Here is a 12563-nt window from a genome sequence, read left to right on the forward strand (position 1 = left end):
CTACGGATGCGTGTTGGCGACAAAACTACGCGGCCCCGACGCCAACCTTCACTCCAGGAGCAGAAATCACCCCGCAGGTGTCGACAAATCCCCAGAGTCGGCAGGGGATTCGTCCATCACTGACCGGTGAGCTGCTACTTACCGCCCAGTTTCCCCATCCAGCCGGAAACCGTGTCGTACCAGTCCGTCAGCTGTTCCCAGTAGCCCTTCGTCGTGCCGATCCACTCCTGGAGCGGGCTCAGCTCCCAGACGAGCCAGCTCGCCACGAAGAGGATGATCAGCGTGAAGAGGCACCCCTTGAGGCAGCCGAGGCCCGGGATCTTCATCCGGTTCGGGTTCGAGCCGCGCTGCCTGGGCTCACGCGGCGGCCGTCCCGCGGGCGGCTGCTGGGGCGGCGTCTGCTGCGGCGGCGCGTACTGCTGACGCTGCGGCTGCTGGGGCTGCTGGGGCTGCGGCTGGGGTGCGTACTGCTGACGCTGCTGCTGCGGCGCGTACTGCTGGGGGCGCTGCTGCGGCTGCGGCTGCTGCACCTGGCGCTGGGGACGGCGGCGGCGCAGCGGGTCCTCGTTGGGGTCCAGGTACGACTGGACCTGCGTCTGTTCGTTGCGGTCGCGGGCCGCCCGCATCTGGTTCTGCCAGGGGTGCGGGTCGTTCGGGTCGGCCCCGGGCTGGTTCGGCGGCACCGGCGGCATGACGGCCGTCGGGTCGGCCGCGCCGTGGTTGCCCGCGCCGGGGCCGGAGCCGGTGTTCTGCATGAGGCTCGTCGCCGCGTTCGGGTCGTACGAGCCCGCGTTGTTCGGAAGCACCTGGGTGGGATCGGCGGCTCCGGCCGTCCCCGGCACCATGGCGGGGTCCGGGTCGGGCATCAGGAGGGCGCCCACGCCCTCCGCCGCGGCGATCTGCGCGCTGGACGCGTGCACGCCCACGCCGTCCGCGACGGCCCGCAGGCCGCGCGCGAGGTTCTCGGCACTGGGGCGGTGGTCGGGGTTCTTGCTGAGGCAGCGCTCTATGACCGTCCACAGCGGGTCCGGGACCGTCGAGGGGCGGCGCGGTTCGGCGCTCAGGTGCTGGTGCAGGACCTCGAGGGCCGAGCCGCCGCCGAAGGGCGGACTTCCGGTGACGAGCTCGTACAGAAGGATGCCCGCGCCGTAGATGTCGACCGCGCTGGTCTGCGGGCGGCCCTCGGCGGACTCGGGCGCCACGTACGCGGGCGTACCGACGAATTCGTGGGTGCGGGTCAGACCCGGGGAGTCGGCGAGGCGCGCGATGCCGAAGTCGGTGAGCATCGGGTGCATCGAGCCATCGGCATCCTGCTTGAGCAGGACGTTCGCGGGCTTCAGGTCCCGGTGCACGACTCCGTCCGCGTGGCTCGCGGCGAGGGCGTCGGCGATCTGGGCGGTCAGGAGGGCCGCCGCGACCGGCGTGAACGGGCCGTTCTCGCGGAGGTAGCGGTGCAGGTCCGGGCCCTCCACCAGGTCCATGACGAGGGCCAGGAGCTCGCCCTCGACGACCAGGTCGCGGGTCCGCACGATGTTCGGGTGCGTGAGCCTGAGCAGCACGGATCGCTCGCGGAGGAATCGCATCACGATGTCCGCGTCGTTGGCGAGCTCTTCCTTGAGGACCTTGATCGCGACGGTCTCGCCGGGCTGGCCGGGAACGGCCGCCTCGGCACCCGCGGTCTCGCGCTGGCGGGCTCGCCAGACGGTGCCCGTGGCGCCGCGCCCGAGCGGCTCCTCGAGCAGGTACTTGCTGCCTACCGGCCGCACGTCATGCTCCCTGCTGATTGCTGATCTGGCTGGTGTCTTCGGACCCGGCTACCCGCCGGAAGATGTTCCGACCCACTCTAGTGCCGCCGAACGGGGCACCGGCCGGTCACATTCCGACCCGGTCGCCGGCTGACCGGATAGCTGTTCGGTGGGAAGACGCCCCATGGAAGCCGTTGGTTGCCGAATGGCGTCGAATTGACCTTCGTCACGATGTGATGACCGGCGATCGCAACCGTCCAAGCAGGCACTTTTCCGAGCAGAGCCGACCAATCAAGATCACTTACGGGTGGCCGCCGGGCGTGTTGTCAGTGGCAGGTGCGAGGATGCTTATCTGTTACTGGCCGACGTGGCCGTGTGCGGTGGGGGGAATCACAGCGCGAGTCCCCGTGCCCTGCGGCAAGGGCAGAAGGGACCGCTGACGGCGATGCAGATCCGGCTGACCGTCCTCGGGCCGCGCAGCGGCCAGACCGCCGAGCCCCATGGCCGCCCCGTCGTGCCGCGCGGCGCCAGTGACGTGCTGGTCACCGCCCCCGCGGGCACAGCTCTGGCCACCGTCGCCTCCGGCCTCGCCGCCGCCGTGGCGGGCGGCGAAGGCCCCGTCGTCCTGTACGCGGAGTCGGAGCGCCTCGACGCCCAGCGCTGCACCCTCGGAGAGCCCCCGCTGATAGACGGAGCGGTGCTCTCACTCGGCTCCCCCGCCGAGCCCGGTCCCGAACTGGCGGGAGCCGCAGCGCAGTTGCACGTGGTCGCGGGGCCCGACGCGGGCGGTGTGCACCTCCTGCACGGCGGCCAGATCCGTGTCGGCCGCTCGGCGGACGCGGACGTCCCGCTGGACGACCCGGACGTCTCGCGACTGCACTGCGCGGTGACGCTCACCCCGGACGGCCAGGTCACCGTCACGGACCTGGGCTCCACGAACGGCACGACGGTGGACGGCCACGAGATCACCGACCACCCGGTGCGCCTCACCCCGGGCTCCCTGCTGCGGCTCGGCGAGTCCGCGCTGCGGTTCACCGCCGGGGACGGGACGGGCGGCGCCCTGCCGACGGCCCCGGACGGCGAGGGGCATGTCCGCGTACGGGTCGCCGCGAGCGCCGACGCACCCCAAAGCGCGCCCCCGGAAGCGGGCCACACTCCTTTCGACGGCACCCATCATGCGTACGGCTCCGCGGGCTGGGGCGCCTCGGGCGAGGAAGGCCAGGGCGCGGCGTTCGGGCAGACGTCGCTCACCGATGTACCGCTCGTGCCCCAGCAGGGCAGTGCACCGGACGCCGAGAGTGCCCGCGTCGGCACCCCCGCGCGCGGGACGACCGTGCCGCGCACGCTCCGCAGGCGGGGCGGCATCTCGGCCTGGGCCCGGCGGCTGACAGGCGCCCGTGAAGACGAGCACGGACCGGCGGACCACGACGAGGGGTACGGGACAGCCGGCGACGCCGCGTCCCCGGTGCCGGCGGTTCCCACCCCGGAGGACCTCGCGGTGGCCGCCGCCTCGCGGACCCCGGAGTCCTGGCCCGACCCCGCGGCCCTGCTGCTCACGGCGCTCGGCCCCGGCCCCCGGCTCTGGGAGCGCGGCCCCGGCCACCCCGAGGCGCTCGCGGTCCGGCTCGGCACGGTGGACCGCGCGACCCCGGACGAGCGGGGCCTGCTGCCCGCAGTCCCCGTGACGGTCAGCCTGCGGGAGGCGGGCGCGCTCGGACTCGCGGGACCGCGCGAGCGCCTGACGGGGCTCGCCCGTGCCGTCGTCGCCCAGCTCGCCGCACTGCACTCCCCCGACGCCCTGGAGATCGTGCTGCTCAGCACGGACCGCGCACGGCCCGCACCGGAGCGCGCCGCCGAGTGGTCCTGGCTCGGCTGGCTCCCGCATCTGCGGCCCACGCACGGCCAGGACTGCCGCCTCCTCCTCGCCTACGACCGTGAGCAGGCGGCAGCGCGCACGGGCGAGCTGCTGCGGCGCATCGATGACCACGTGGCGGACAGGGCGTCCGTGGCCGACACCTCCACCGAAGCTTCCCCGGGCACCGGGCCCCGCACCGTCGTCGTGGTGGACGGCGACCCCGGGTCCGCCGGGCTGCGCGAAGCCGTGGTGCGCCTGGCGCGGGAAGGGGACACCGCCGGGGTCCATGTCGTCTGCCTGGCGGAGACCCCCGCCGCGTCGCCCGCCTCCCCGGTGTCGGCCACGTACGAGGCAGCTTGTTCCGTGTCGCCCGCCTTCCGTGCCTGCGGTGCCGTCGCGCTGCTCAGCGGCGACGTGGCCACCGCCCTGCGGCTGCTGCGGACCGTGGACGGGCAGCCCGCGGGACACGGCACGGTCGCCGCGGTGGACGCGGTGTCGCAGGCCTGGGCCGAGCGGTTCGCCCGCGCCCTTGCGCCCTTCCGCACGGACGGGGCGCCCGGCGACGGGCACGCGCGCGTGTCCGCTCCTCTGCCCCAAATGGCACGGCTCCTGGACGAGTTGGGGCTCGCTCGGGCCACCCCCGCGTCCCTGATGGCGCGGTGGGCAGCGGCCGCCGATGATTCCGACGCGCTGGGCGGGCGGGCCTGGACGGTGCTCGGGGCGGGCCCGCGCGGGCCCGTGGTCGTGGACCTCGCAGCCGAGGGCCCGCATGTCCTGGCCGAGGGCCCTTCGGGCAGCGGTCGTACGGAGCTGCTGCGCTCCATCGCCGCCTCGCTGGCCGCGGCTGAGCGCCCCGACCGCCTCGGCATGGTCCTGATCGACGGGCGGGACAGCACAGGGAGCGGAGGCAGCGGGACGAACGGGGGGAACGTACGGCTGGTCGAGGGCCTCGCGGTCTGTATGGACCTGCCGCATGTCACGACGCATCTCGCCGCCAACGACCCCGTCCGCATGCGGGAGTTCGCCCAGTCCCTGACCGCCGAGCTGAAGCGGCGGGCCGAGCTGCTGGGACGCCTCGGATTCACCGAGTGGCACACGCAGTCGTCTCCGGCCGGCCTGGGTGGCATGGGCGGCGGAAGCGCCGTGGTCGCCATGAGCCCCGGGGGCGATCTCGACCCGCCGCCGAGTTCCACGATGCGGCTGCGGCCCGCCACCGCCCGCAAGGGGGCAGAACCGGGACCTCCGCTGCCTCGCCTCGTCGTGCTCGTCGACGACTTCGACGCGCTGCTCTCACCCGCGCTCGGCTCACCGGGGCGGCCTGCCGCGGGGTCCGTCGTGCGGGCACTCGAAGCGGTGGCCCGGGACGGGGAGCGGCTCGGGGTGCATCTGGTCGCCACCACCGCGCGCAGCGAACGGACTTCGGAGACGGAGCTGGGGCGGCGGGCTGCTCTGCGGATCGTGCTGGACGCCGTCACCCCGGGCCCGGAGGAGCCTGCCCCGGGGCGGGGAGAGCTCCGTACGGCCGATGGGCGGGTGAGCCCCTTCCAGGCGGGGCGGGTCACGGGACGGATTCCCCGTACGTCCACGGTGCGCCCCACCGTCGTCCCGCTGGAGTGGGAGCGGATGGGAGACCCGCCGGCCCGCCGGCCCGTTCGCGAACTGGGAAACGGACCAACGGACTTGGCTCTTCTCGCCAGCGCGTTGGAGCGGGCTGCCCGCTCTGTCGCCGCGGATCAGGTTCCGTCGCTGCTGTAGCTCCGCGGCAGAGCCCCCCAGCTCAGTGACGGCACGTCACAACGCCATCACGATCACCAGGTTGACACTGTTTGCGCTCTTGCCGCCCCTCCCCGCCCGGGCGTAGACAGACCGCACGGGACTCGCCGTGGCAGAGAAACGGGGCAGTGATGCGCAGCAGTCTTCGATCACGCAGGGCACCGCAACACCGGCGTACCACAGCCAAATTCGCCGCGGCCTTCGTCGCGGGCGCGCTCGCGCTCACCGTCACCGCCTGCGGCGGGGACGACGGCGACGACAAGGACAGCGGGGACAAGGGCGGCGGCAAGGAGAGTGGCTCCGCGGTCCAACTACCCAAGTTGGACGGGCAGACCGTCTCCGTCGCCGCCGTCTGGGGCGGCTCGGAGCGGAAGGTATTCCTCAAGGTCCTCGACGAGTTCGAGAAGCGGACCGGCGCCAAGGTCACCTTCGTACCGGCCCAGGACCCCATCATCAGCTTCCTGGAGTCGAAGGTCGCGGGCGGCCAGCCGCCGGACGTCGCGATGCTGCCGCAGGTCGGCGCGATCGAGCAGGCCGTGGAGAACAAGTGGGCCAAGCCGGTCGGGCCCGAGGCGCAGAAGCAGCTCGACAAGAACTACGGACAGGGCTGGCAGGACCTCGGTGCCGTCGACGACAAGCAGTACGGCGTGTACTTCAAGGCCGCCAACAAGTCCCTGGTCTGGTACAACACCGAGGTCTTCGACAACGCGGGCGCCAAGGCGCCCAAGACGTGGGACGACTTCCTGAAGACGTCCCAGACCGTGTACGACTCCGGCGTACCGCCGATCTCGGTCGCGGGCGCCGACGGCTGGACCCTCACCGACTGGTTCGAGAACATCTACCTCTCGCAGGCCGGCCCGGAGAAGTACGACGACCTCGCCGAGCACGAGATCAAGTGGACGGACCCCTCCGTGAAGGAGGCGCTGACCACGCTCGGCGAGCTCTTCGGCAAGAAGGGCTTCGTCGCGGGCGGCGCGGACGGCGCGCTGCAGACCGAGTTCCCCGCATCCGTGAAGCAGACGTTCACCGGCGGCGACCAGCCGAAGGCGGGCATGGTCTTCGAGGGCGACATGGTCTCGTTGCCGATCTCGGAGACGAAGGCCGAAGTCGGCACGGACGCCAAGGTGTTCCCCTTCCCGGCGGTCGGGGACGAGTCTCCGGCGGTCGTCGGCGGTGACGCCGCCGTGGCGCTGAAGGACAGCAAGGGCGCTCAGGCGCTGCTGACCTTCCTCGCCTCGCCGGACTCGGCCAAGATCTGGGCGGAGGCGGGCGGTTTCGTCTCGCCGAACAAGAACCTCGATCTGGCGGCGTACCCGAACGACGTGCAGCGGGACATCGCCAAGGCGCTGATCGCGGCGGGCGACGACATCCGCTTCGACATGTCCGACCAGGCCCCGCAGGCCTTCGGCGGCACGCCGGGCAAGGGCGAGTGGAAGGCGCTGCAGGACTTCCTGAAGAACCCGAAGGACGTGGCGGGCACGCAGAAGGCGCTGGAGACGGCCGCCGCCGCGGCCTACAAGGACTGACCCGGTGGCGTCCGCGAACGCCGGGGGCACGCCGAGTGCGGCGCTGCCCCCGGCTCCCACACCGCGCAAGAGCGTGACCGGCACCCGCAAGAGCGTGGCGGTGCTGTTCCTGGCACCCGCTCTGGTGCTGCTCGGCGCGCTCGTCCTCTACCCCATCGGGTACTCGCTCTTCCGCAGTTTCTTCGACAAGTCGGGCGACTTCACGGCGTTCGACAACTACACGACCCTGTTCACGGACAACACCATCCTCACCGCGATCAAGAACAACGCGGTCTGGGTGGTCGTCGCGCCGACGGTGGCGACCGGCCTCGGCCTGATATTCGCCGTGCTCACCGAACGGATCCGCTGGGGCACGGCGTTCAAGCTGGTCATCTTCATGCCGATGGCGATCTCGATGCTCGCGGCGGGGATCATCTTCCGGCTCGTCTACGAGTCGGATCCCGACCGGGGCGTCGCCAACGCCGTCTTCGTGACCGCGCACGACACCTTCGCCGAGTCGTCCGCCTTCCCGCAGGCGCATCCCAGTACGGAGTCACCGCTGAAGTCGGCGAGCGGCGGCGCCTTCATCACGCGCAAGCCGGTCAGCGCGGGCACTGCGGTGATGCTCCCGCTGACCGGTGTCGCTCCGGACAGCATGCCGGACGACGCCAAGTCCGCCGCGGCCGCGAAGCCGGACCCCGACAAGGTCACCGGCACGGCCTGGCAGGACTTCACGCGCGGCAAGGGCCGGGGCGAGATGAACGCCCCGGACAAGGCCGAGTTCGGCTATCCCGGGATCAAGGTCGAGGCCGTCAGGGACGGCAAGGTGGTGGCATCGGCCGAGGCCGCGGCGGATGGCACGTTCGCGCTCCCCAAGGAGGCGGACGGGGCCCAACTACGCTTCCCCGCAAGCAACTTCCGCGAGCCGTACAACGGCGTGGACTGGCTGGGCCCCTCCCTCATCACGCCTGCGGTCATCGGCTCGTACCTGTGGATCTGGGTGGGTTTCGCGATGGTCCTGATCGCGGCAGGACTCGCCAGCGTGCCGCGTGAACTCCTGGAGGCCGCCCGCGTGGACGGCGCCAACGAGTGGCAGGTGTTCCGCAGGATCACGGTGCCGATCCTCGCGCCGGTGCTCGCGGTGGTGACGGTCACGCTCATGATCAACGTACTGAAGATCTTCGACCTGATCTTCATCATCGCGCCGAACTCCTCGAAGGACGACGCGAACGTCCTGGCGCTCCAGCTCTACAACTCCGCGTTCCTCGACAAGGATTCGGGCGTGGCGAGCGCGATCGCCGTACTGCTCTTCCTCCTCGTGATCCCGGTGATGCTCTTCAACGTGCGGCGACTGCGACGGGAGGGACGACGATGATGCGCCACCCGCACACCGGCTGGAGGTCCGGGGGTTGTCCCCCGGGAAAGCACAGCAACGTGCGGCGACTTCGACGGGAGGCTCGGCGATGACCACCCAAGTCGAAGTGGTGAAGGCGAAGCAGTCGCTCGGCGGGCGGGTGGCCTCCGTCCTGAGCGGCACCGCCGTGCGCGTCTTCCTCACCGTCGTCGCGCTCTTCTGGCTGGTGCCGACGATCGGTCTACTGCTCGGCTCGCTGCGCAGCTCGGCCGACATGGCGGAGAGCGGCTGGTGGAAGGTCTTCTCCACGCCGTCGCAGATGACGCTGGACAACTACACGAACCTCCTCAAGGACGAGACGATCACCGACTCGATCCTGTCCAGCATCATGATCACCGTCCCGGCGACACTGCTCGTCGTGATCATCGGGTCCCTCGCCGGATACGCCTTCGCGTGGATGGAGTTCCCGGGCCGCGACTGGTGGTTCATCGGCGTCGTCGGGCTGCTCGTGGTGCCCGTGCAGGTGGCGCTGCTACCGGTGTCGAAGATCTTCGGCGCGATCGGCATCTTCGAGACGACGATCGGCGTGGTCGTCTTCCACGTGGCCTTCGGGCTGCCGTTCGCGATCTTCCTCCTGCGGAACTTCTTCGCGGAGATACCCCGCGAACTCCTGGAGGCGGCACGCCTGGACGGGGCCGGTGAACTGCGGCTGTTCTTCCGGGTCGTGATGCCGCTCGGCGCACCCGCGATCGCCTCGCTCGGCATCTTCCAGTTCCTCTGGGTCTGGAACGACATGCTGATCGCGCTGATCTTCGCCGACTCCGAGAGCCCGCCGATCACGGTCGCGCTCCAGCAACAGGTGCGGTCCTTCGGTGACAACGTGCAGATCCTGGCGCCGGGCGCGTTCATCTCGATGGTGATCCCGCTGGCCGTGTTCTTCGCGTTCCAGCGGCAGTTCGTGTCCGGCGTGATGGCGGGCGCGGTCAAGTAACGAACATTCACGGCACGGGTGCATACGTTCGACGAGTGAGGCGGCCCACGAGCGGGGCCGCCTCACTCGTGCTCGTCCCCCATATGCCACATACGGCGTAACTCGACCGGCCGCCGGGACGTTTCCGGGCAGTATGCCCGCGCCGACCCATGGATGTGCCTTGCCCCGGTTCAGTGTCATCGTGCCCGTGTACAAGGTGCAGGCGTATCTGCATGCATGCCTCGAATCCGTCCTCGAGCAATCGTTCACGGATCTCGAGCTGATCGCGGTCGACGATGCCTCACCGGACGCGTGCGGCGTCATCATCGACGAACGGGCGGCCCGTGACACCCGCGTGAAGGCCGTCCACCTCAAGGAGAACGTCGGTCTGGGCCCGGCCCGCAACGCCGGCATGAAGCACGCCACCGGCGACTACCTGATCTTCCTCGACAGTGACGACACCCTCACCCCCGGCTCCCTGCACGCGATCTCCGACCGCATCAAGGAGACGGACGACCCGGATGTCCTGATCTACGACTACGCGCGCACGTTCTGGTCGGGCGAGGCCGTGCGCAACCAGTTCGCGGCCCTCCTGAAGGAGGAGGGCGTGGCCCCCTTCCGGCTGATCGACCGGCCCGGCCTGCTGCGCCTCCTGATGGTGGCCTGGAACAAGGCCTACCGCCGCGAATTCATCGAGCGCGAGGGATTCGCCTTCCCGCCCGGCCTCTACGAGGACACGCCCTGGACCGCCCCGGTCCTGATGAAGGCGGGCGCGATCGCCACCCTCGACCGGGTCTGCGTGCACTACCTCCAGCGGCGCCGCGGCAGCATCCTGCGCACCACGACCCGCAGACACTTCGAGATCTTCGACCAGTACGAGCGGGTCTTCGCGTTCCTCGACGAGCACCCCGAACTCTCGGCGGCCTGGCGGCCCCTCCTCTTCAGGAAGATGGTCGACCACCTCTCGGCGGTCTTCGCCAAGCGGGACCGCCTCCCCCGCGGCAGCCGCGCCGAGTTCCTGCGCAGGGCCCGCACCCACTACCGCCGTTACCGCGTCCCCGGCGCCCGCCCGCGCGCCCGCGCCCGGGTGCGGCACGGCCTGGTGCGCCTGGGCACCCACCGCACCTACCGGACCCTGTGGACGGCACTGCGGATCAGATCACGGGCCAAGCGGTACGCCACGACCGCACGCCGCCGCGCCAAGGGCGCCGTGCTGCAACTGCACTACCGCATCCAGCTGCGCCTGCCGCTGCGCGCCGATCGCGCGGTCTTCTCCTCGTACTGGGGACGCGGCTACGGCTGCAACCCCGGCGCCCTGGAGGCCGCGCTGCGCGAGCACGCCCCGCACATCCGCACCGCGTGGATCGCGGACCCGGACCACCACCACACCCTGCCGACGGCGACCCGCAGGCTGCGCCCCGGCACGGCCGCGTACTGGAGCGCCCTCGCGCGCTCCAAGTACCTCGTGAACAACGTCAACTTCGACCACAGGCTCGTCAAACGCCCCGGCCAGATCATGATCCAGACCCAGCACGGCACGCCCCTGAAGCTGATGGGCCTCGACCTCCAGGACCGTCCTGCCGCCGCCCGGGGCACGGACTTCGCCGCTCTCCTGCGCAATGCCGACAAATGGGACTACGTCCTGTCGGCGAACCGCCACTCCACGCTGGTCTGGGAGCGCGTCTTCCCCGCTTCGTTCACCACGCTCGAGTACGGCTACCCGCGCAACGACATCTACCAGCGGGCGAGCTCCGCCGACGTGGCCCGCCACCGCGAGTCCCTCGGTATCCCCCCGGGTGCCATCGCCATCCTCTACGCGCCCACCCTGCGCGACTACCGCCACTCGCAGCTGCGCTCCCTCGACCTGGAGCGCATCCTGCACAGCCTCGGCCCCCGCTTCGTCGTCCTGACCCGCGCCCATCACTCGTACGGGGCACCCTTGGCGCCCTCGTCGGACCGCCTGATCGACGTGTCGCACCATCCGAACGTCGAGTCCCTCTGTCTGGCGTCCGACGCCCTGGTCACCGACTACTCGTCGCTGATGTTCGACTACGCCAACCTCGACCGCCCCGTCGTCCTGCACGCCACCGACTGGGAGGCGTACGAGGCGGCCCGCGGCACCTACTTCGACGTGCGCGAGTTCCCGCCGGGTGTGATCGCGCGCAGTGAGGACGAGCTCACCGACATCTTCGCCACCGGCCACTGGCGCGGCTCGCGCTCGGCGCAGCTGCGCGCCGCCTTCCGAGACCGCTTCTGCGTGTACGACGACGGACGGGCCGCTGAACGAGTTGTGAGGCATGTGGTGCTCGGGGAGGCAGGGGGTCTACCGTCTGTGGCGCCACTGGCGGACCGGCACCCGGCGCCGGCCGCAGGGGTGGCCGACGAGCCGCATCCGCGGGCCGACGTCTCCCCGCCCACTCCGCGTTTCTAACCCCCCGCGCTGTCATCCTTCCCCCATTCCCCGGGACCAGATATGCAGAACGCTTCCGCCACCACCGGCCACCTGCCGCGGCCGAGCCGACTCTCCGATGTGAAGGGGTGGTTCCATCCGGTCGACCAGGTGCTCTTCGACTGGATCCTGAGCCGGCAGCGCGACCTTGAGCAGCGGGGTGATCTGCTGGAGCTCGGCGCCTACCTGGGCAAGAGCGCCATCTTCATGGGCGCGTACCTGCGCCCGGAGGAGACCTTCACCGTCTGTGACCTCTTCGACTCACCCGCGCCCGACGAGGCCAACTCCGCCGAGATGGGCCGCTCGTACGCCACACTGACGCGCCGCGCCTTCGAGGCCAACTACCGCTCCTTCCACGACGGCCTGCCGCAGATCGTCCAGGAGCCGTCCTCGGGGATCACCGCGCACGTGGCGGCGGACAGCTGCCGCTTCGTGCACATCGACGCCTCGCATCTGTACGAGCACGTCCACGCCGACATCGCCGCCGCCAAGGAGGTCCTGGGACAGGACGGGATCGTCGTGCTCGACGACTTCCGGGCCGAACACTGTCCGGGCGTGGCCGCGGCGACCTGGGGGGCCGTGGCGAGCACAGGGCTCAAACCCCTGACCATCACGGCCACCAAGTTCTATGGGACATGGGGGAGTTACGAGGCGATCCACGCCGATCTCGCCGCGTTCCTGAAGGAGCGGGACGACCTGTGGCACGGCGCCGAGGAGGTCGCGGGCTTCCCGATGATCCGGATCAGCGGCAAGAAGGCGAAGCAGCCGGCCCACCCCGTGTCACGGCACGCGGACGAGCCCGTCCCGGAGTTCCAGGACAGCGCCCCCCGGCCCCCCGTGACCGGGAGCCGGGCCAAAGGCCTGTTGTCGTCACTGCTCGCACGTTCGGGGCGTTCCTGACCTCCGGAGAGT

At 70.9% G+C, this 12563-nt stretch carries 7 protein-coding genes; 6 read left to right on the forward strand and 1 reads right to left on the reverse strand.

Features of this window, described 5'->3' with window-relative positions; all coding sequences use genetic code 11:
- Nucleotides 1-134: 134 nt before the first annotated feature.
- Nucleotides 135-1766 (reverse strand): serine/threonine-protein kinase, encoded by a 1632-nt coding sequence (locus ACZ5WE_RS06350; RefSeq protein ID WP_467694916.1) that lies wholly within the window; start codon nucleotides 1764-1766, stop codon nucleotides 135-137.
- A 424-nt stretch (nucleotides 1767-2190) separates the two neighbouring features.
- Between ACZ5WE_RS06350 and ACZ5WE_RS06355 the strand changes: the two genes are divergently transcribed.
- The 6 genes from ACZ5WE_RS06355 to ACZ5WE_RS06380 all read left to right on the forward strand — a co-directional run bounded on the left by ACZ5WE_RS06355 (nucleotide 2191) and on the right by ACZ5WE_RS06380 (nucleotide 12551).
- Complete coding sequence (locus tag ACZ5WE_RS06355; protein ID WP_467694914.1) at nucleotides 2191-5355, forward strand: FHA domain-containing protein; 3165 nt, start codon at nucleotides 2191-2193, stop codon at nucleotides 5353-5355.
- 149 nt (nucleotides 5356-5504) lie between these two features.
- Nucleotides 5505-6899, forward strand: coding sequence for an ABC transporter substrate-binding protein (locus tag ACZ5WE_RS06360; protein WP_467694912.1), 1395 nt, complete (start codon nucleotides 5505-5507; stop codon nucleotides 6897-6899).
- A gap of 73 nt (nucleotides 6900-6972) precedes the next feature.
- Nucleotides 6973-8253: a carbohydrate ABC transporter permease gene (locus ACZ5WE_RS06365; RefSeq protein WP_467695045.1), complete on the forward strand. Its 1281-nt coding sequence runs from the start codon at nucleotides 6973-6975 to the stop codon at nucleotides 8251-8253.
- A gap of 88 nt (nucleotides 8254-8341) precedes the next feature.
- Nucleotides 8342-9223 (forward strand): carbohydrate ABC transporter permease, encoded by an 882-nt coding sequence (locus ACZ5WE_RS06370; RefSeq protein ID WP_467694910.1) that lies wholly within the window; start codon nucleotides 8342-8344, stop codon nucleotides 9221-9223.
- A 160-nt stretch (nucleotides 9224-9383) separates the two neighbouring features.
- On the forward strand, nucleotides 9384-11633 hold the full coding sequence (locus ACZ5WE_RS06375) for a bifunctional glycosyltransferase/CDP-glycerol:glycerophosphate glycerophosphotransferase (RefSeq protein ID WP_467694908.1): 2250 nt from the start codon (nucleotides 9384-9386) through the stop codon (nucleotides 11631-11633).
- A 42-nt stretch (nucleotides 11634-11675) separates the two neighbouring features.
- Nucleotides 11676-12551: a class I SAM-dependent methyltransferase gene (locus tag ACZ5WE_RS06380; protein ID WP_467694906.1), complete on the forward strand. Its 876-nt coding sequence runs from the start codon at nucleotides 11676-11678 to the stop codon at nucleotides 12549-12551.
- Nucleotides 12552-12563 lie beyond the last annotated feature (12 nt).

It is taken from the genome of Streptomyces sp. NPDC033180 (assembly GCF_055577645.1).

What these genes read in the sequence shown, in the direction of transcription:
- ACZ5WE_RS06380 (WP_467694906.1), top strand. Translation starts at nt 11,676, where the DNA reads ATGCAGAACGCTTCCGCCACCACCGGCCACCTGCCGCGGCCGAGCCGA.
- ACZ5WE_RS06355 (WP_467694914.1), top strand. Translation starts at nt 2,191, where the DNA reads ATGCAGATCCGGCTGACCGTCCTCGGGCCGCGCAGCGGCCAGACCGCC.
- ACZ5WE_RS06370 (WP_467694910.1), top strand. Translation starts at nt 8,342, where the DNA reads ATGACCACCCAAGTCGAAGTGGTGAAGGCGAAGCAGTCGCTCGGCGGG.
- ACZ5WE_RS06360 (WP_467694912.1), top strand. Translation starts at nt 5,505, where the DNA reads ATGCGCAGCAGTCTTCGATCACGCAGGGCACCGCAACACCGGCGTACC.